We start from the raw sequence: 20,271 nt of genomic DNA, 5'->3' as shown, positions 1-20,271 counted from the left end.
AGCATGAGTTTTCTCGCAAAAGTCCATTTTTCGACGCAATTCCGCCGCTATCCCGTGCGCGCAGCCTGTGGCATGGTCACACAGCGCCAGTGGCCAAGGTCGAAGCCGCTCAGCTTTTCGAAAGCCCGGATGTCCGGTTCGAGCATGTGGTTGATCGCGCCCTGCAGCTCCGGGCTCAGATCGGGCGATGCCGGGGGGGACCGGGTCAACCGACGCGAGATCCGCTCGGCGGTTTTCGGGCTGGCGGCGCTCAGCAGTTTCCAGGCGGGTCGGTCTTCGGAAAACCTGCGATGCCGAACCGCGCCAGATTCATTCGACAGCGCCGGTTCTGATCCGAGGGCGTCCGGGTCGAGACCGACAAACTCTGCAACCTTGCGGTTGGCGCGGCCCGAGATCACGTCCTCGTATTGCAGCAGCAGGACCTGTTCGCGGCCAAAACGTTCGATGAAGGGACGAATCTGCGTGTAGTAGCGCGAAATCGACAGGGCCTGCGGTTTGTTCAGCGCAAATTTCTCGAGCGTGCCCGAGAAATAGCCCCGCCGGACGACATGCTTGTAATGGGACATGATCCGATCGACGGGTTTTCGCACGACGTAGATCAATCGAAGGGCCGGGTTATAGGCATGCAGATCGTGCCAGAGCCCACGCTTGCGATGCGGGAAAAACGTGTAGGTTGTGGACGCTTCGAGCCGCAATGCATTGGCTTGCGCGGCATATATCCGGTGATAGTCGTCCAGACCGTCGCGCCAGTCTTCGCAGGTGCTGAAATAATGCGGCTCCTTCGGCGATGCGCCGACGATGCGGGGCGCACGCGTCATCACGTCGAACAGGGAGGTGGTGGCACATTTCTGGGCACCCAGAATGATGATGTCGGTTTTTGTCATGGCCCCTCGCTTGGATGAACGGCCCCGCGCCTATCGGGAAGGCGGGCCGTCATGGCTTGGTAAACGAGCAAGGAACCATTCGGGTTGCATGACGTTTGTTTGCGTAGCCAGATTTTGAAGGTCATCCAACGTGCCAAGCCAGGATTCGCCGGTTCACCGGATCAAACACAAAGTGGACACGGTGCTGCGGCGCAGGACGGGCGAACACACGGTGCCCGTTTTCGATCACGATGCCTCGCGCCATCATCGACCGAAATCACTGCTTGAACTGAAGGCTCGCGCCAAGTGGTGGCAACGGACCGGCGGGCAATCGACGACCCATACGCACAGCTTTCTTCAATTCGCGGGCTTTCCGCGCTCGGGTCATTCGCTGATCGGGTCGCTGGTGGATGCGCATCCCGATGCGGTGGTGTCACACGAGCTCGATGTTCTGGGTCTGCTCGACGCGGGGTGGTCGCAAGACGAGATCTTCGCGCTGATCGGGTCGCAATCGGCCGCTTTCATGGATCACGGGCGTTACTGGAACGGGTTCGCCTATGTCGTGCCGAACCAGCATAACGGACGCTCCGACGCGCCGCTGGTCATCGGGGACAAGAAGGGCGACTGGGCGGTTCGGCGCATGCAGAGGGATGCCGGGCTGCTCGACAGGCTGCACGAGCGGATTGCGCTGCCGTGCAAGTGGTTGCTGGTGGTGCGCAACCCGTTCGACAACATCGCCACCATGTCGCTGCGGCGGGGCGGGGCCTATGACCGGTTGCGCATCTCAAGTCCGGATTCAAGCGCGTTCAAGGCGGCGTTGAAGGCCGAGGCCGGCAAGTCCATCGCCGACAGCGCCGATGACGCGATGATCGACGATTTCCGGTCGCTTTGTGCCGGTGTCCGGGATCTTCAGGCGCGGGTTCCGGCGGACCACTGGCTTGGGGTCGGCTACGAGGCTTTTGCGCGCGATCCCGCGGCGGGGCTGCGCCGCATCCTTGGCTTTCTCGATCTCGAGGACCGGGGCGGGTTCGTCGAGGATGCCGCGTCGATCGTGCGGCACGGGGAAAACCGCAGCCGGCACAGCGTGGCCTGGTCGCCCGGCCAGATCGCCAGGGTGCGCGACATGATCGAGGAATTCGACTTCCTGTCCCTGGCCGAGGCCGGAGAACCCTAGAAATGCACCAACATGCCCCCTCCGTCGCCGAAGACGCGGCTGCGTCGCTCAACCCCGATGGCGATCCCAAGCCGATGACATGGGTGCAGACGCGCCTGACCAATGGCACCGCAGCGGGCCGGTTTCACAGTCACAGCTATTACGACATTCCCGTCTTCGACGCCGAAAGCCGCCGCGTCGTGCTTTACCGGACCTCGGTTGCGGGGCGTCATCCGTCCGGCGACGACACGATCGAGATCGGCGTGATCGACGTCATGGATCCGGCACGGCGCTGGACCCCCATCGGTGAAAGCCGCGCCTGGAGCGTGCAGCAGGGACCGATGGCGCAATGGGTCGGCGGGGATGAAAGCGGGGGATCGCAGGTTATCTGGAATGACCGCGAGGACGGGCGGATCGTGGCGCGTGTGCATGACCTTGCAACCGGCCGGACCCGCACGCTGCCGCGCGCTGTCTACGCGGTGGACCCCGATGGCAGGCACATGCTGTCGCTCAACCTCTTGCGGCTGAACACGCTGCGTCCGGGCTATGGCTATTCCGGTGACATGGATGACACGGACAGCAGGCTTGACCGCAAGCCGGATGATGACGGGGTGTGGCGCGTGGATCTTGAAACGGGCGATGCGGCGCTGATCCTGTCGCTGAAACGCGCGGTCCGGTTCCTGATGCGCCAGCTTGGTCTGCGGTCGCGTCTGGGGCACCTGCGCCGTCGGTACATCTATTGGTTCAACCATGCGAAACTGTCGCCGGACGGGACCCGCTTTACCGTCAAGCTGCGATTTCGGGTTCCGGGCGGTCCGTGGAACGAGGCGATGGGCTACAGTCTGACCTGCGGCGTCGACGGGCGCGATCTGCGGCTTCTGGCCCCCGCGACATCGCATGTGATCTGGTATGACCGGGATCGGCTGTATTTCTGGCAACAGGGCAAGGTGCGCCTGTTCCGCGATGCCGGTCCCGGCACGCAAGAGGCGGTGTTCGCGCCGTCGGTGCTGGACGCGAATGTGCATATCCGCCAGATCCCCGGCCTGCCTGACAGGTTCGTCTTCGACACGCCCTACCGGGAAGAGATCGACGTCTGCATTCTGGACCTGAAGACCGGGCAGGCCGAGAGGATTGCGCAGTTCGGAAATCACACGCCCGCCAAGGGGCCGTTCCGCTGTGATCTGCATCCGGTGCCCAGCCCGGACGGGCAGCATATTCTTGTCACGACCCTCGAGGATGGCGGACGGCAGGTGCATCTTCTGAGCCGCAGCGACTGAACCCGCCTGCGGCCCGACCTGTGCTTCACGACGCTGTCAGTTCCCGGTTCTCCTCGGTTGCCAGCATGCGTGACAGACGGCTGTTTCCATCGGCCGAAAGTTCGGCATATCCGCCGGTTTCCGCAACTTTGCCATCCGACAGCGCAACAACCCGGTCGGCGAACGAGATCATCGACGGACGGTGCGCAATCGTGAGAATGGTCATGTCGCCCTTGAGCCCGGCAATCGCCTTGGCGATCGACGCCTGCGTTTCCCAGTCCAGCGCGCTGGTCGCCTCGTCGAGGATCAGAAGCCGAGGCTTGCGCAACAGGGCCTGGGCGAGTGCGATGCGCTGCCGTTCGCCCCCCGAAAGCCACAGGCCGCGATCCCCGACATTGGTGTGAATCCCGTGGGGCAGGGCGCTTACAAAGGTCCACGCATGGGCGCTGCGCAGCGCCTCTTCGATATCGCTATCGGTGGCGTCGGGGCGCGCAAGCCTCAGGTTGTTCGCAATCGTGTCGTGCAGCAACAGCACATCCTGCGGCACGAAGGCGACCTGGCGTCGCCACGCGCGCTTGAGGCTGGCGTCGATCTCGGTGCCATCGACGAGGATCTCGCCACGATCCGGCTCGAGCAATCCCATCAGCAGGTCGGCCAGGGTGCTCTTGCCCGACCCCGACGGCCCGATGACCGCGGTGACCTCTCCTTTGCGCAACACCATCGAAACATCGGACAGCACGTTCGGCGTGTCGTCGCCATAGCCGAAAAACAGGTTGCGGAGGACGATCCGGTCGTTCAGCGGCGGTGCCTGCACGTCGGTCGACGGCACCTCCCTGCGGTCCTCGAAATAGCGCGTCATCGACCGGATGGCGTGGAATGCGGGCAGGTTCTGCAGGACCTGTTGCCAGAGCGACTGGGTGGTCAGAAAGCGCGGCGCGATGCGCATGAAGACAAACAGCAGGATCACCAGTTCGGGCAGCGGCATCTGCGTCCGGGTCAGCGCGACCCAGACAAAGATCGCAAGACCCGCCACGCTGAAGATATTGAACCCGGCAGACCCCCAGGAACTGGCGGACACGAAGGTCACCGTGTTGCGCCGCATCTCGCCCAGCGTGTCTTCCAGCCGGTGCAGGCTGCCGGCCTCGGCGTTCAGCCGCTTGGTCATCTTCATGCCCGTGACCATGTCGGACACCATCCGGTACTGGGACCGCCTGTTGGACGTGATCGACCGGCCCAATCGCCGGGCATGCCGGCGCAGCGGCGTCAGCACCACCAGCATGACCGCGCCGATCACCGCCGCGAGCAGGGTCATCTGCACCGAGATGAACAGCGACGCGGCCAGGTAGACCGCGATGCTGAACAGGTTCTGAAAGATCGACAGGGTGGAGGCGGTGGCGCTTTGCACCCGGTCGATATCGCCGGTGAGGATATGTGTCAGATCGGCCTCGCGGGAGCGCACGAAGGCGGTCCAGCGGGCCTGCGTGATGGCGCGCACGAGGTCGAGCCGGAGGTCGTTGAGAAGTTCGTAGACCAGGTCTGCCGTGAAGATCATCCGCAGGCGGTTGAAGAGCGCCATCAGGATGACCACCACCACCAGCGCCGTCAGGGCAAGCGGCAGCCCCACCTCGGCGCCCCGGGTGATCACACCGATTCCGTCGCCGTCGGGCAGAGTGACGGTCGGGTTGCTCTCGGTGCGGTTGACCAGCGTCAGGATCGGCACGAGCAACAGGACCGACACGCCTTCGGTCAGGCTGCCGGCAAGTTGCAGCGCCAGCGCCCAGAGCCCGCGCCGTCCCGACTTGCGGGACAGGTAGCGCAGGAAGGACGACAGCTCGCCCTTGGAGGTTTCCTCGGAATAGGGATCAGCCGGATGCATGGGCCCTCGTCGGTTCCGTCATCTCGGACCGCACAAGACCGACCGCTTCGGACAGCCGGTCCAGCCCCGTTGGCACGGTCAGCCGGTAGACCGGTATCTCGGACAGCACCCGGGCGCAGTGCGTCATGTGCAGGGTCTTTTCCCGGCTGGGCAGGGCGGAGCGGCCGAACCGGTTGACATAGGAATGGCACAGCAGTTCCGGCAGCGCCTCTTCGGGACTCATCAGGTGCATCGCGGCGGTGTCGCCCCGCTCGAGAATGCAGATGCGCGACATGGGCACCTCGGCCGAGGCCAGCGCCCCCGCGATCCGATGCGCCTGTTTCGGCAGTTTCTTGCGGTCTCCGTCGGTCATGATCTGCGCCCCGAGCGCAAGCGCGTCCGACGAATCCGGGGCCAACTTGATCTGGCCGAAGGCCGGGGCCACCGAAGCGCCGCCATTGCCGTCGAGATCGAGGGCCACCACGTCATCGCTGAGCAGCGGGTACCCGGCGCGCACGAACGCGCCCGCGGTGGTCGATTTTCCGGCCATCTTGGCACCCAGAAACGACACGCCCAGACCCGCAACCGCGACACAGCTTGCGTGCAGAACCAGCTTGCCGCGCAGATGCAGGAGCAAGGCGATGACCGGCCCGAGAAAGGGAAACGCCAACATGGTCTCGTCGCATTCCGGGGACGGGTCGATCAGGACGCTGTCGGTGCCGCGGATGCGGAAATTTGCCACGTCCTTCCAGCAGAACAGGTATTCGTCGCGGTCAAAGTCGAACCGGATGGAACGCCCGGGCGCGGCCTCTGACAGGTCGATGGCGCCGCGCCGGACCTCGATGTCCGCAACGCAGGGATCGACCCGCGTCAATTCGTCGAAACGTATGTCAGAGCTGAAAGTCAGGCCGAACGCCGTATAGTGATGGGGTTGGGGCGCGGCTCTGGATGATTTGAAGGGCAGGCCAGTGGTATGGACGTCATTCATGGTCGGTCTCCGGTCTTGGGGGTCTTCATCATGCGCATCCAGAGGTGCAGGCTGGCGACACGCCACAGGAACCCGATGTCCCGGCCTCCAAGCCTGTCGGGGTCGCGGCGCAGCGTGTCTATGGCGTCGCGCAGCGCGGGCATGTCGAGAATGCCGTGCAGCCGCCCTGTCGCGTCATCGGCGACATCCCTGAGAATTTCGTCGTGGTGGCGCACCAGGCGGCGCCCGATTTCTGCGGAAAAGTCGGTCTTGTCCCGTCGTCTTGCGATCTTGGCGGGCAGGATGCCCTTCAAGCCGCGACGCAGGATGCTGCGGGTCTGCCCGTGGGCGAATTTTTCCGATGCCGGAAGGGCGACGCAGAACTCGACCAGGCGCCGGTCGTAGAAGGGAAACCGCAATTCGATGCCCGCCGCCGCCGCCTCGGCGTCGAGGATCTCGAACGCGCGCTGGACAAGGGGCGACGAAAGCGTCTCGACATGATGCGCCCTGTCCAGGTGATGCGCCGCATTCGGATCAGAACGATCGGGTTCCGAGCGTTGCGGCGTCTGGGTTTGCCGGGTCGTGTCGGTGTTCAGGCACCGATCCCGCAGCAGAGCTCCGGTTTCTTGATCGCGGGGGCGCAATCGCTGCGCCAGGGACCTGCAGACCCGTTGCAGGGCGCGGTTTTGAGGGCCGTGGGTGCGCAGGAGCGCCACCATCACCGCAGCCGAAGACCGGCCCGAGGCGCGGGCGTAGACCGGCACCAGCGGCAACGCCCGCAGGAAACGTTTCTGGCGCGCCAGTTCAAGCACGCGGGTCACGCCGGTCCAGACCACTTCGTCGCCCCCATGCCCGCTGAGCAGCACGGTGTATCCGTCCCTGGCCACCTGTCGGAACAGGACCGCGGATTTTGTCAGCCCGGGCGCCTCGAACGGGCCGCCATGGCGCTTGAGAAGGGCATCGAAGGCGTCGAAAGGCGGGTGTTCTGTCATGGGGATCCGGACAGGATCGTACTCTCCGGTCGCCAGAACCGCGTCGATATAGGGTGTTTCATCCGCGTCTGACTGGCCCGGATAGGTGAGCGAATAGGTGCGCAGGGGCGTGTCGGTTTCGCGGTTCGCAACCACGCAGATCGAGGAGGAATCAAGCCCGCCGCTCAGCATCGCGGCCACGGTCCCCGGACCTGACAGGCGATCGGCGACAGCCGTCCGGAACTGGTCGCGAAACGCGGCTTTCGGGTCGGGAGGGGTGCGCTCTTGCAGGCTGAAATCCCAGTAGCGCGATGTTTCGACCGCGCCCGCCTGCCACTCCAGCCAATGCCCCGGCTGGACCCGGCGCACACCTGGGTACTGCGTCGTTTCGGGATTGCGCGGCGCGCCGGAAAGATAGGTGATCAACTCGTCGTCAGACATCGCCGGAGGCGCGTCTCGGCACAGGATCCGCGCGTCGGACGCAAAGGCGATACCCTGATCGACCTGTCGCCAGAACAGGGGCCGCACGCCCAGCGCGTCGCGCGCCAGAAACATGCGGTTCCGGGCCGGCTCGAAGATGGCAATGGCAAAATCACCAACCAGGCGCGCGCACAGGTCAGGCCCCCAGACCTTCCAGGCCGCGGCGATCAACCGGGCGTCGGTCAGCGTCTGCGCGTCGGGGATCTCCAGATCGCGCAAGAGCGTGGCCCTGTTGTCGATGCGGATGTCGCCCAGCACGACGGCATCGCCCGCCGCGTCGAAGCTGTGCCCGACATCCCCTGGCCCCAGGTGCAGGTGATAAAGCGCCGCCCTCGGGTGCGACCATTCGGTCAGGCGTCCGGGTCCACGCGCGCGCAATCCGGTGCAGAGATCGGTCGAGGTCACCGCGTCCAGCAGTTGGCCCCGCGCACAGATATGGCCTGCAATTCCGCTCATGCCGCGGTCGGTCCGTATTCGGCCAGCTGAGAATAGCGGGCCAGAAGATTCTCGCGATGTCCAAGGATGATCCTGCCCCGAAAGGTCAGCCAGGCATGGGCTTCAAACGGTGTCTCGGTGTCTTTTTTGACACCGATATGGAGCGTCGAGGGCAACCCGCGTCGGGCCAGCATGATCTGTGCCGCCAGCCCCTGGGTCAGGCAGGATGCGCGCGGCACAAGGCGGGCGGCGTGGTGCACGGCCCAGACCACGCGACCGACACGCCACGCCGCGATGTCCTGTGCCTCTTTCAGGCTGCGTTCGAAGACCTTTGGCCGCAGGCTGCGATGCGTTCCGAAGGTCAGCCAGAGCCGGGCGACGACCACCCAGAACAGCGCGGAGACCAGGATGGGAAACCACCGGAACAGGGTGATCGCCCGATCAATTATGCGCCGCATGCCGTTCTCCTTCGATCAGTCCCTCGTGATGAAGGGCGGTCAGGATTTCGGCGATGTCGTCGCGGCACTCTTCGGGCGACAGCTGATACTTCTTGCCGATCTCGCTGCACAGATCGGGAAGCGTTCGCGGCGTTTCGAGCAGCTCCCAGACCGTGGCGCCGGTGCCGTTGAGGGAAAAGTACCTGTCAGACTTCGTATCGAGCAGGGCGAGAGACCCGCCGATATTGCTGCTGACGACATGCGAACAGGAGGTGAATGTGGTGTTTGGCTGAGAGATCATGGCTGACCCATCCAATGATGTTGAGAACCCGAACCGTGTGGGCCGACGGGATCGGCCCACACGTGTCGCACCGAGCGCGATCAGCTAAAGGTCAGATCGCCAAAATCCGTTCCAGTTGGGAAATCGTTGTCGAGTTCCGAACCTGCGGACGCGCCATGCGTCATGTCCTCGACCGTCCCGAGTGCGGTCAGCGTCGGCTTCTCATATGCTGTGGTTTCAAACTTCATTGGTTTCACCTTTCTGTTGTCGTTTGCGCCCCGACAGGCAGGGTGCCTGTCGTAAGCGCCGTGAAGGCCCGGACGTTCAAAAAATATCCGGACACGGCTTGAAACGCAGGAATGGGCGAATGGTTGCCAAACCATCGACGTAATGTTTGTAATCGAAGTCTTGCGACCTAAAGTCGCTCGTTTATTGAGGTTTTATGATGCAAGTGGAGCTCAGCAACTCGGAAATTCATGGCTTGGAGCCACGCGAACAGCTTTTCCTGGTCGGCCTTCGATTGGCCGCCGGCGTAAAACCGCCGAGATTTCTTGACGTCCGACGCGAGGATGTGATCGGCGCCGGAGTGCTGGCGCGGAGCAACTGGATGTTGACCCATTTCGCCTCCGGACTGGCACCGGTTCTCGAGGGGCAGGATCGGCTCTGGCTGGAAGGGAAGACCCTGCGCTGGCAGTCCAAGATCATGAAAATCAACGCGGTTCTGGTGGATCAATCGACCCTCGTCGCACGGGCGCTGGAGGACAGCGGGCATCGCTACGTGTTCTTCAAGGGCATCCACCAACAGCATCAGATTTACCGCGATTTCTTCCTGCGCCCGAGCGGCGACATTGACCTTCTGGTTCCCAGGAAAAGCTTTCGGGCGGTGGTCGACCTGCTTGGGTCAATCGGGTTCAACCCCAAGTTCGAGCGGTCGCTCTGGTGGGAGACCTTTCTCGGGGAACGGCACCTGTACCCGGACACCGGCGACTACCGGGCAATCGACCTGCACAACGGGCTTCAGCAGCCGGGCACACCCGGACCGGCGAACCTGGGCGCGTTTTTCGATCCTGACGCGGTAATCAGCCATCGCGGCCAGCACTGGCAGGTCGTTCCGCGACGCTTGTTGCCGCTGGTGCCGGCGATGAACCTGATCAAGGGGCTGGTGTCGAAGTCGAAGATGATCACCCATGCCTGGGACCTGTCGCAGCTTCTCGGGCATGGTCAGACCGCGCGCGTGGCGGCCTTCCTGGAGGTCGCGGCGGAACAGCGCCTGACCGGAACGGCTCTGATCGCGCTGCGCATCCTGCACGCGCTGTTTCCGCATAATTACAGCGACATGGAAGCCCGGCTGGCAAAGGTCATGCCGGGTGTCAGTGACGCCGATCTGCTTCTGACGCTTCTGGAATCTCCAGCGCAGTCGGCTCTGCCACGTCGGCGGGATATCCTGGTTGATGCCTGTGAACGACATGTCGGGCGGATGGTGTCGCAGTCGCTTTGGTACGGGGCCTCGGAACTGACACGGCATTTCGACCAGGAGCACAAGGCGGCCGTCGGAACCTGACAGCCGGTGCAACGTTCCAGTCACGAGAGGGGTAATTTTCTTGCGACCGAGGTCACGTCCACATGCCGAACCGTCCATCCCGCGCTCCGGACAAGCCGGAAATCAGCGTCCTGATGTCTGTCAGGGATGGCGCGCCCTTTCTGCAGGCCACCATCGACAGCCTGCGGGCACAGACCGCTTCGGCGGTCGAATTCGTGGTGGTGGATGATGCCAGCTCGGACAGCACGCCGCAAATCCTGCGCGACTGGGCGAAGCAGGATCCGCGATTGACGGTGTTGCGCCTTGACGATGCCCAGGCGGACGGGCTTGCGCATGCCCTGAACACGGGATTGCAATATTGCCGGGGAAATCTGATTGCCCGCGCGGACGCGGATGACCTTTATCACCCCGACCGCCTGCAGGTGCAGCATGATCGCATGCGGTCGGATGCAAAGCTGGCCGCCCTGTCCTGCGGTTTCCGCAAGATTGACGAGACGGGGAAGGTGATCGGCCAGCGGGTGCCGGTGACGGGGTCCGACAAGATTGCCTTCGTATCGCTGTTTCAAAGCTCGTTGCTGCATCCGGGCGCGATGATCCGCGCCGATGCCCTCACCGGAATAGGCGGATATGACCGGCGATACTGGACCGCGCAGGACAGCGACCTCTGGGCGCGCCTGATCATGGCCGGAGGACGGATCGACAACCTTCCCGATCTGCTCGTCGATTACCGCATCCATGGTGCCTCCATCATGAAGAAACGTGGGCCGGAGGGACGCAGGCTCAGCCTGAGCGTGCCGACCCGGATGCAGCTTGCCTATCTCGAGGACGCCCCCGAGACCCATGATGCCGCCGCCGTGGTCGACCTTTACCAGGGCCAGCACCTGCTGGACCGCGCCACCTTGCGCCGGGCCTTCGACGGAGCCGCGCGCATCATGAAGATCGCGCGACACCGGGAACCCCGCGAGGCCTTCGACCACGTCGCGTCACGGTTCCGGAAAAGCCTGAAGGTGCAGCTTGACTGGTGCCCGAAACGAAATTTCGTCCGAACGCTCGAACTCAAGCGCCTGCTGTCACACTGGACCGATATGGGGGCCTCTGCCTGATGCCGGACTCGCGGCGACACACCGGTGCGGTGCGGGCGCGCTTGCCTGAAAATCGGCGACTGTCATGACCTCGGGGCAGCCCGACCTGTCCGTCATCATTGCGGCCTATTGCGCAGAGTTCACTCTGGGCGCGTCGGTGAACAGCGCCGTGTCGCAAGTGGGCGTCGATGTGGAGGTGCTGGTGGTCGACGACCGGTCGCCCGACGCCACCCACGAGGTTGCCCGGCGACTGGAAAGCCGGGACCCGCGGGTTCGGACCTTTCGAAACGCCACCAATGGCGGGCCCGCGGTGGCGCGCAACGCGGCGCTTGACCATGCGCGCGGCGACTGGGTTGCGGTTCTGGACGCGGATGACGCGTTCGCGCCGGAACGGTCGTCCCGCCTCATCGCACTGGCCGATGCAGAGGGCGCGGACGTGGTTCTGGGAAACCTTCAGGAGGTGGACGAGGGGGGCGTCGCGCTGGGGGATCGGTTCATCCCGACGCCCCGCGCACCAGAGGCGCTGAGCGTCGAGGCGTTTGTCGAGCGTAACCTGTCCTCTGTCGGGTCGCATACCTACGGCTATCTCAAACCGGTGTTTCGCCGGTCCTTTCTCGAAACGCATGGGATCCGCTACGATCCGACGCTGCGCAACGGCGAAGATTTCCACGTCATCATGGCGTGTTTCCTTGCCGGGGCGCGGGTCTGGTTTTCGCCGGAGCCGCTGTATCGCTACACGCGGCGCAGCGGGTCGATCTCGCACCGGGCGGACCTGTCGCACCTGGCGGCACTTGCCGATGCCGATGCCAGGCTTGCCGATCGCGCGGACAGTGCAGGATCCTTGGGCGACCTGTTGCGGCGCAGGCAGGGCGACACACAGGATCTGCTGGCCGCCGAGACCGTCATGCGGGCCTTGAAGGCCGGGAACATGTGCAATGCCGCGCGTGCGGTTCTGCACCGGCCGCAGGCCATGTCACGGGTTGGAAGACAGCTTGTCGAAGCCTTGCGAAAGCGCTTGTGAATCAGTCCTTGCCATAGGCTGCGCGGCGTGTGCGCCCAAGGCTGCCCGCAGAGACCCCGCAGTGAAAGACGGCCCGCAGGAACCAGAAGGCCGCCGCTGTCCGGTCGGCGGGCGACCCCACGGTCCGCACCCCGCAGTAACCGACCTTGGCAAGGCTCGCGCCAAGCCGCATGGCCCGGCTTCCCGGTGCCGACGCGCCGTAATGCGCGCCTTCCGCGAAACGCCGTTCGATCAGCCAGGGCAGGCGCAGGCGTTTGGGTTCGACGACCTCTTCGACGATTGCCTTCTCCGATATTGCCAGCGTCATCCCGGATTCTGACAGGCGAAAGAAGAAATCGGTATCCTCGCCGCCGCTCTGGCCAAGATCGAGATCGAAGCGCTGGTTTCGCGCCAGAGTCCCGTTGAACCGCATCAGCACGTTGCTGGTATGCCCGGTCTCGACCTTGCCGTGGCGCAGCTTTGCGCGATTGCTGTGAAAATCATTGTCGCGGATCCAGCGCGGCGTCTGTTCGGGATAGCGCGCAAGCGCCGGCCCGAAGACGACCTGCGCGTCTTCCATGGCGGCGGTGTGCAGCGCCTGTGCAATCCAGTCGGGGCGGGCCACTTCGTCATCGTCGATAAAGCCAAGCCAATCGGCATCGGCATGGTCGAGACAGGCGTTGCGCGCGATCGAGATGTTGCCGGCGGGCGCGTGGATATATTCGACAGGCCACCGCGCGTGTCCGGCGCAGGCCAGGATCCTGTCCCGTGCCGACGGCGCGTGATCGTTGTCTGCCACCAGAATGCGCAGCGTGACATCGGGTGGCAAGTGCTGGGCATCGACGCTTCTGATGGTGTCGGCCACGCTGTCGCGCCGGAACGTGCAGATGCCGATGTCGATATGAAGCGGGCGGTCCACGGGGTCTGTCCTGAAGGTCACGTCTGACCGGCAACGCGCGAACCCTGCATTTGTTCATGTTTTTCCAACGGCTCGGAACCATCGCCGCCATGTCGGGTTGGGTCGCAGGAACTCACAACAGAAAATCGCGAATGTCCTTGCGCAAGACTTTCAGAAAAATCTTCGAATTGCTTGATCCGCGCGAGCGCAAGCAATTCTACTGGCTGATCGCCCTCACCTTCGTGATGGGGATCGTCGACGTGCTGGGTGTCGCGTCGATCCTTCCGTTCCTCGCGGTCGTGTCGAACCCGGAGGCGGTCGAGACGAACTCGTTTCTCAACTCGCTGTACCAGTTTTCCGGCGCCGAAACCGTTCAGGGGTTCCTGATCCTGCTGGCGGGCGCGATGTTTCTCTTCGTGCTGGGAACGACCCTTTTTCGCGCCGGGACCTTCTATTTGCTGACCTATTTCGTGCGGATGCGGGTGCTCAGCCTCGCGATGCGCCTGATGGAGCATTACCTGAGCCAGCCCTATGTCTGGTTCCTGACGCGGCACACCTCGGACCTTGGCAAATCGATCCTGTCCGAGGTGGCGCAGGTGGTGAACGGACCCATCGCGGCCTCGCTGCGGCTGATCGCCAATGCGATCGTCATCGTCTTCCTGGTGATCTTCCTCTTCGTGATCGAGCCTCGGGCCGCCCTCGCGGCTGCCGTGCTGTTCGGCGGCAGCTACGGGCTGATCTATCTTTTCGTGCGCACGCGCCTGACCCGGATGGGCGAAGAGCGCGTCGCCTCGAACCGGGCCCGTTTCCAGGTCATGCAAGAGGCGATGGGCGGGATCAAGAACGTCAAGCTGCTGAACCTTGAACACAATTACATCGAGCGTTTCAAGGAACCTGCAAGCCGCCTGGCGCGCAACCAGGCCTCGCTGTCGGTGATCAGTGAAATGCCGCGCAACCTGCTGGAGGTCATCGCTTTCGGCGGCATGATCCTGTTCGTGCTCTGGCTGCTGGCGACGCGCGACGGGGACGTGTCCGGCATCATCCCGCTGCTCGGCGTCTATGCCTTTGCCGCGGCGCGGATGTTTCCGACGATCCAGCAATTGTTCGGCGCCCTGTCGACCATTCGCTTCGGCGAAGCCGCTTTGGACCAGATGCATGCCGAACTGATGCAATCGACGGGATTCGACACGACCCGCGGTGGCGATCTCGCGCCGATCCTCCTGAACCGCAAGCTGGAGCTTGAAAATGTCGAATTCGCGTTTCCCAGCGCCGAAAGACCCGCATTGCGCGATCTGTCCTTGACCATCGACGCCAACACGACCGTCGGCATCGTCGGTTCGACCGGGGCCGGCAAGACGACGATGGTCGACATCATCCTTGGCCTGTTGTCGCCGCAGGGCGGCGCGATGAAGGTCGACGGGCAGGTGATCGACGACGACAATGTGCGCGCCTGGCAGAAATCGGTCGGATATGTCCCGCAGGACATCTTTCTGACCGATGACAGCGTCGCGGCCAATATCGCCTTCGGCAAGATCGGAGACGAGATCGACATGGAGGCCGTCAAGACCGCGGCGCGCATCGCCGAGCTGCATGAGTTCGTGACCGAACAGCTGCCGCAGGGCTATGACACGATGGTGGGCGAGAGAGGAACACGCCTGTCGGGCGGCCAGCGCCAACGGATCGGCATTGCGCGTGCGCTTTATTCCAATCCGGACGTACTGATTTTCGACGAGGCGACCAGCGCTCTGGACAATCTGACCGAACGGTCGGTGATGAACGCCATCGCCCGGCTGAGCGGAGAAAAGACGATCATCATGATCGCCCATCGCCTGAGCACGGTGCGCAACTGTGACAAGATCTTTCTGCTGGAACACGGCACACTGGCCGCGGCGGACGGCTATGACGGGCTGGTTGCGAAGAACCGATCCTTCCGCGCGCTGCACGAGGCGACCGGCTAGGCCCGTTGCCCGCAATAGGTGCGGCCAGACCTGCACTGTCAGAGCGAAGACGCAAGACCGGTGTTGCTAATCCATCGAGGTGGGACCAAAACAGGCGATCGGCCGCGTCACGATCTGGTGGCCGGAGAGTGCGGGCCAGAAAACACGCCCGCACGCATGCCAGGATTCAGACGCCTTGCACAGCTTAGTGACACTGTGGTCGACGGCTCCGGGGCAGACCGCGCGGGTCGGTGCCCGGTCCTATCCAGGGCGCCCGCTTATGGGCTTTCATCGAGGCACCGGGCCTTCCTGACCCTGGGCGCGCCGCGTGTCAGGCTGCGCGGAACACAGACTTAATTCTACTGGTTCAAGGTCAGCGGACCAGGCGGTTCAGCTGCGTCATTCGGCGTGTCGAGTGGGAAGACCCGAACACTGTCCACGTCAGGCAGGCTGACCTCGATCACATCGTCGGGTCGCACGGTCGTCGCGCGGGTCGCGGTGAACACCTCGGGACCTTCGGGCCCGCGCCGGGTGATCTGGATGGTGGGTTGGCCCTTGCTGTCGGGCATCACATAGCCATCACCCATCCGCATCGCCTCTGCAAAGAGAGCCGCCTGGGTGTCGAGCTTCAGGCGCGTTTCCTCGATCGTAACGCGGGTGCCCCGGAGTTGTGACACAAGGTTGCGTCGACGGTCATTTGTCAGGTTCAGACGATCGCGCCGCGCTTCGTTCAGCCGCTGTTGCGCCTGAAGCGTCGAGGTTTCCAGTTCCAGCATCCTCACTTCCTGATCGGCCACAAGCCGTTCGAGCGAGCTTGCGCGGCTGGCGGTGGAGAGCCCGCGCTCCACAAGGTCCGAGGCCGTGGACAATTCTTCGCGCACAAGCGTCAACTGACGTTCGCGCAGCTCAAGCTGTTCGTTCTGGCGGGCGATCTGTTCCTGCAAAAGCGTCTCGAGGCCTTCGATCTGATCCAGGCTGGACCGGAAGGCGGTGTCCCGCGCCTCCTTGATTTCGCGTTCCCGCTGCATCAGTTCCTCGCCCAGCGGCGCTTCCTCGAGGCGGGGCGGGGTCTCGATGTCCGCTTCGTTCAGTTCTGCGGTCAACCGTGCCTCGGTCGCGAGATTTGCAAGCAGGTTCATCTGCAACAACCGGTATTGGCCCTGGGTGCTGATCGCGCTGCGTTGCGACTGCAACAACGTGCCGGCCATGCGTTCGGTGCCCCCTGCCAGGCTGAGCGCCTGCAGAACCGACAGCCCCGGCGTATAGGGATAGGCCCCCGGCGCATTGACGGCGCCGATGACGAAGATGTTTCTGAACGATGCCAGGTCGACGATCACATCGACGCTTTCGTCCAGTCCCAGGCGGCGGTTCAGCATGTCCGTCAGATCCTGCGACAGCTCGGCCGGGTTCGTGCCCGCCGCAGTCACCGCACCAATCATCGGAACCGTGACCTGACCCGTGGGCGAGACGCGGTATTCCCCGCTGACGCTGTCCCAGTTGACATAAGCCTGGCTGACCGGGTCGAACTGGCCGACCCGGATCCGAAGCACGTCCTGCGACTGGATGACATGATCGTCCTGCGCAACCGCGGGCGTCGCGGCCTGCGTCAGCGCAACCAGCAGGACGGCCCTGCACAGCATCAGGACGGGTTTGAACATTGCGAGGGCAGGGGCTCGGACACCCTGCACCGGAAAAGCCTCAAGCATGGATGATGCGTTCCTCATAGTCTCCGGAGCGCATGTAGCGCCGTGCCTTGCGCAGGTTTGCGCCCTCCAGAACCGTTGTTGCCAGGCGGCTCGCGAACACCTGGTGATCGCGCAGCGCGCCGCTTATCAATTCGGACGAAACCTTGCCCCACGGGATCGTCATTACCGACACGTCGAACATCCCCGACAAGGGGTCGACGGCGATGGTCCGCGTCAGGGGGGGCAACAGCAGGAGCACGAAATCATATTCGGATGCCACGTCGTCCATCGTCTTGTAACGCGCCGCAGTTGAGCCGTCCGCCGCGTCAGACCCCTGCACGTCGGTCGCCATCATGCGGTCAATCTCCTGGCCGGTCGTGAACTCGGCACCGGAGACCCTTCGCACGTCATTTCGCAGGCGTTTCGATTTGCCAGAGACATCTACGACCAGCACGGTTTCTCCCTGCATGGACAAGACCGTGCACAGGCGGGGCACCATGCTCAGCGCGTCCCTGAATTCCGCCGCCGGGGCAAGACCGACGACGCGGCCGCTGGTCTTGGACGTGTTGTTCAGAACGGCCTGGCGCACCCGGAACAGGGTCCGGTCCAGAACTTCTTTCGACCGCCGCGACGAAGAGCGTGTGTATTTCGGTGCCAGACCGGCGCAGGACAGGCCAAGCGTCTCGCGGACCTCTTCACCGGTGCGCAGCGGTTGCGTGCGCAGTTCCCGCATCGCGCCGATGGCGATGCCAAGCAGCGCGCCAAGCGTCAGGCCGGTTGCCAGCATGAGTTTCTTGCGCGGCGACGAGGCGGATCTCGGGACTTCGGCGCGCGACAGGATACGGACCGAGGCAATCGGGAAGCCCTGTTGCTGCGTCGTCAGTTCGTAGCGTTCGAGGTAGTCGCGATAGACCGCAGCGTAGGTCTGGGAGATCGCCTCGAGCTGCCGCAGGCGTCCCAGGTCGGCTGTCTCGTCATTGGCGGTGCTGCTCAGCGCCTCGATTTGCGAGCGCAGGGTTTCTTCGCGGCTCTGGGCGATGGCGTAATCCGCGCGGATCGCCGCAATGGCGCTGTTGAGTTCCTCGGCGATCGCATCCTCGAGCGCCGCCGCGCGCTCGGCCAGGTCGACGGCTCGGGAATGGTCCGGACCGTAAAGGCTTTCGACGCTTTCCTGACGGCGCGTCAATTCAAGGTATTCCGACCGCAAGGAATTCAGGATCTGGCCGGACGGGGTGCCGGTTTCCAGTGCCGACACGGTGATCACGTCGCCGTCGGTTTCCGACAGAAGGCTTTCGAAATTGTCCAGCCGCGCCTTCGCCTGGGCGGTCTCCGCCGTCGCATCGATCAGCTTGCTGGTCATTTCCGATTGCTGCTGATCGGTCAGAAGATCGCCGCGCACCTCGATCAGGTTGTTGTCGGCGCGAAACTCCTGCACGGTCCGGGCGGCATCGAGGCTTTGCTGCTCCAACACGTCCAGGCGCTGCTGAATCCATCTGCCCGCGTTGCGGGCGTCCTCTGTCGTCGATTCCAGCTGAAACTGGGTGTATTCGTTCCCGAAGGCCCGAACGATGGCGGCGGCGCGTTCGGCGTCATAGCCTTCGTACCCGATCTGGATCACGAGGCTGCGCCCGGCGCGGCCGGCAAAGAGGTTCGATCGCACGATCGCGATGGCACGATCCCGCGCGCGCTCGGCCGCCTCGCGCTCGGCGACATCAGCCTCCGGCTCCGGTTCCGCTGCTTCGGCAGCGTCAGGCGGCGCGGTCTCCTGCGGCACGGGTTCGGCGGGCGCTGTTGGCTGTTGCGGGGAAATCAGGTTGAGAATGGGATCGGCCAGCCCCATGATCCGTCCCGTCACGACCCTTGTCATGTCGGTCGGCGGATTGAGGAAGGCGGTGTTCTCGTCAAGGTTCAGACGGTCGACGACCTTTTCGGCCAGCACGCGGGACTTGATGATTTCGATCTCGCTCTGGATTGCGCTGTCGTTGCGCGCCGAATTGGGCAGGGCCGACACCTGGTCGAGCAGGTTGCTGCGTTCTTCATCCAGCAGGATGGATTCGATGGCGATAAACCGCTGCACCGACCCGATGACCATTGCCGCCGCGAGCGCCGCGCCGATAAAGGCAAAGAAAGCCACCAGTGGAAGCTGCCGACGGACTGCGCGACCCAGCTTGGCGAGTTCGAACTTTTCATCGTCTCCAGGCGTTGGACTGTTCCAAGCCTGCCGTTCGCTGATCATTCCTGTCATCAAGCGTACCGCTGCCCTAGAGTATTGTTTGTCATGTATGGACCCTTGAAAATCCGGTTTTGTCTCGATGCCAGCTGAAGTCGACATCATCCTACCGGCCTACAACGCCGAAGCGACGCTGTTGGTTGCAGTGACGTCTGTTCTTTCTCAGACCAACGGGAATCTGCGGGTGATCGTCATTGACGATGGCAGCACGGATTGCACGGCAGACATCGTGCGGGATGTCGCCCGAACCGATGCCCGCGTACACTTGGAGCAGAAGGAAAACGGCGGGATCGTGTCGGCCCTGAACGCCGGTCTGGCGCTGTGCTCGGCAGAGTATGTCGCGCGCATGGATGCCGACGACATCTGCGAACCGGACCGGTTCGAAAAGCAGATCGCCTGTCTGCGGAAGGCCCCCGACATCGTCGCGCTGTCCGGCGCCCATACCGAGATCGACGGGCAGGGCGTACCGACCGGCCGCGTCCATCGCCCGCCGCAGGAGGCGACGGCCGATTTCTTGTGGGCACCGGCGCAGGAGCCGAAACTGACGCATCCCTTCCTGTTTGTCCGGCGCGCCAGTCTTGAACAGGTGGCGGGCTACCGGGCGTTTCACAATGCCGAGGATGCCGATCTCTACTGGCGCCTCGCCGAACTTGGTCGGCTGGCAAATTTGCCGGACGTGATCGGCAAGTACCGCATGCATGCCGCAAGCATTTCCAGCGCCTCGATCCGGAACGGGCGGACGATGGCGGTCTTTTCGCAACTGGCGGCCCTGTCGGCACAGCGCCGGGCAGGCGGCAAGCCCGACCTGTCCTTCGACCATGCGCAGGCTACGGCCTGGCGCGCGTCGGAGTCGCTGGAGGCGATGACCGGCTCGGCCCTCGCGGATCTGAACCTGACAGACGAGGAGGCCCGTTGGTTGCGGCTGGCCGTGGCGGCCAAGTTGATGGAGCTTGCCGGATACCGCCCCTACGAAGTCACCCACGAGGATTGCTGCTTCATGGCCGAGGCCTTTGCCGCGCCGGTCACTTTGCCCGACGGCAATCTGCGCGAGTTGGCGAAGATGCGCGCGGCCACGGCGGCGCGGCTGCTGCGGCTGGGACGCATGGGCGAGGCCATGCGCCTTGCCGGGCCGGTGCTGTGGCCCGAGGTTGCCGCCCGCGCCGCGATGGGACGGCTTTACTGGAAAAAGCACATGGCGTGAC

At 63.9% G+C, this 20,271-nt stretch carries 17 protein-coding genes; 7 read left to right on the top strand and 10 right to left on the bottom strand.

The annotated features are described in order from the left end of the window. Positions 1-47: 47 nt before the first annotated feature. Positions 48-884 carry a sulfotransferase domain-containing protein gene (locus LCF60_RS08310; protein WP_292291046.1) on the bottom strand — a complete coding sequence of 279 codons (837 nt, stop codon included), beginning with the start codon at positions 882-884 and terminating at the stop codon, positions 48-50. Positions 885-1,014: 130 nt separating this feature from the next. On the opposite strand from LCF60_RS08310, the gene LCF60_RS08305 reads away from it, so the two are divergent. Continuing rightward, positions 1,015-2,037, top strand: coding sequence for a hypothetical protein (locus LCF60_RS08305; RefSeq protein WP_292291045.1), 1,023 nt, complete (start codon positions 1,015-1,017; stop codon positions 2,035-2,037). 2 nt (positions 2,038-2,039) lie between these two features. Beyond that, complete coding sequence (locus LCF60_RS08300; RefSeq protein ID WP_292291044.1) at positions 2,040-3,293, top strand: hypothetical protein; 1,254 nt, start codon at positions 2,040-2,042, stop codon at positions 3,291-3,293. Between the two features lie 25 nt (positions 3,294-3,318). Here LCF60_RS08300 and LCF60_RS08295 read toward each other — a convergent pair whose 3' ends face one another. The 6 genes from LCF60_RS08295 to LCF60_RS08270 form a co-directional block, all read right to left on the bottom strand. Continuing rightward, positions 3,319-5,148: an ABC transporter ATP-binding protein gene (locus LCF60_RS08295; RefSeq protein ID WP_292291042.1), complete on the bottom strand. Its 1,830-nt coding sequence runs from the start codon at positions 5,146-5,148 to the stop codon at positions 3,319-3,321. After that, entirely contained in the window at positions 5,135-6,115 is a 981-nt protein-coding gene (locus LCF60_RS08290; RefSeq protein ID WP_292291040.1) for a hypothetical protein, read from the bottom strand. Before LCF60_RS08290 ends, LCF60_RS08295 begins: the two co-directional genes overlap by 14 nt. Next, the gene (locus LCF60_RS08285) at positions 6,112-8,001 is read right to left on the bottom strand and encodes an asparagine synthetase B (protein WP_292291039.1); all 1,890 of its coding nucleotides are present in this window, start codon (positions 7,999-8,001) and stop codon (positions 6,112-6,114) included. Before LCF60_RS08285 ends, LCF60_RS08290 begins: the two co-directional genes overlap by 4 nt. Then, the gene (locus LCF60_RS08280; RefSeq protein WP_292291038.1) at positions 7,998-8,438 is read right to left on the bottom strand and encodes a lasso peptide biosynthesis B2 protein; all 441 of its coding nucleotides are present in this window, start codon (positions 8,436-8,438) and stop codon (positions 7,998-8,000) included. The genes LCF60_RS08285 and LCF60_RS08280 overlap by 4 nt, the downstream gene beginning before the upstream one ends. After that, entirely contained in the window at positions 8,422-8,718 is a 297-nt protein-coding gene (locus LCF60_RS08275) for a PqqD family protein (protein ID WP_292291036.1), read from the bottom strand. Before LCF60_RS08275 ends, LCF60_RS08280 begins: the two co-directional genes overlap by 17 nt. A gap of 80 nt (positions 8,719-8,798) precedes the next feature. Further along, positions 8,799-8,945: a lasso RiPP family leader peptide-containing protein gene (locus LCF60_RS08270; RefSeq protein WP_292291034.1), complete on the bottom strand. Its 147-nt coding sequence runs from the start codon at positions 8,943-8,945 to the stop codon at positions 8,799-8,801. Positions 8,946-9,139: 194 nt separating this feature from the next. On the opposite strand from LCF60_RS08270, the gene LCF60_RS08265 reads away from it, so the two are divergent. The 3 genes from LCF60_RS08265 to LCF60_RS08255 all read left to right on the top strand — a co-directional run bounded on the left by LCF60_RS08265 (position 9,140) and on the right by LCF60_RS08255 (position 12,340). After that, entirely contained in the window at positions 9,140-10,258 is a 1,119-nt protein-coding gene (locus LCF60_RS08265) for a nucleotidyltransferase family protein (protein ID WP_292291033.1), read from the top strand. A gap of 62 nt (positions 10,259-10,320) precedes the next feature. Next, positions 10,321-11,340, top strand: coding sequence for a glycosyltransferase (locus LCF60_RS08260; protein ID WP_292291032.1), 1,020 nt, complete (start codon positions 10,321-10,323; stop codon positions 11,338-11,340). A gap of 64 nt (positions 11,341-11,404) precedes the next feature. Continuing rightward, positions 11,405-12,340: a glycosyltransferase gene (locus tag LCF60_RS08255; protein WP_292291030.1), complete on the top strand. Its 936-nt coding sequence runs from the start codon at positions 11,405-11,407 to the stop codon at positions 12,338-12,340. A 1-nt stretch (position 12,341) separates the two neighbouring features. Here LCF60_RS08255 and LCF60_RS08250 read toward each other — a convergent pair whose 3' ends face one another. Then, positions 12,342-13,238, bottom strand: coding sequence for a glycosyltransferase (locus LCF60_RS08250; protein ID WP_292291028.1), 897 nt, complete (start codon positions 13,236-13,238; stop codon positions 12,342-12,344). A gap of 167 nt (positions 13,239-13,405) precedes the next feature. Here LCF60_RS08250 and LCF60_RS08245 point away from each other — a divergent pair, with 167 nt between their 5' ends. Continuing rightward, positions 13,406-15,175, top strand: coding sequence for an ABC transporter ATP-binding protein (locus LCF60_RS08245; protein ID WP_292291025.1), 1,770 nt, complete (start codon positions 13,406-13,408; stop codon positions 15,173-15,175). Between the two features lie 338 nt (positions 15,176-15,513). Here the strand turns inward: LCF60_RS08245 and LCF60_RS08240 are convergent, their stop codons facing one another. Further along, positions 15,514-16,860 carry a polysaccharide biosynthesis/export family protein gene (locus LCF60_RS08240; protein WP_292291024.1) on the bottom strand — a complete coding sequence of 449 codons (1,347 nt, stop codon included), beginning with the start codon at positions 16,858-16,860 and terminating at the stop codon, positions 15,514-15,516. After that, on the bottom strand, positions 16,853-19,084 hold the full coding sequence (locus tag LCF60_RS08235) for a GumC family protein (protein WP_292291022.1): 2,232 nt from the start codon (positions 19,082-19,084) through the stop codon (positions 16,853-16,855). Before LCF60_RS08235 ends, LCF60_RS08240 begins: the two co-directional genes overlap by 8 nt. 67 nt (positions 19,085-19,151) lie before the next feature. Here LCF60_RS08235 and LCF60_RS08230 point away from each other — a divergent pair, with 67 nt between their 5' ends. Then, positions 19,152-20,270 carry a glycosyltransferase gene (locus LCF60_RS08230; RefSeq protein WP_292291021.1) on the top strand — a complete coding sequence of 373 codons (1,119 nt, stop codon included), beginning with the start codon at positions 19,152-19,154 and terminating at the stop codon, positions 20,268-20,270. Position 20,271 lies beyond the last annotated feature (1 nt).

It is taken from the genome of Marivita sp., assembly GCF_020055635.1.
GTDB lineage: Bacteria > Pseudomonadota > Alphaproteobacteria > Rhodobacterales > Rhodobacteraceae > Marivita.
This window is presented reverse-complemented; position numbering and strand designations above follow the sequence as displayed.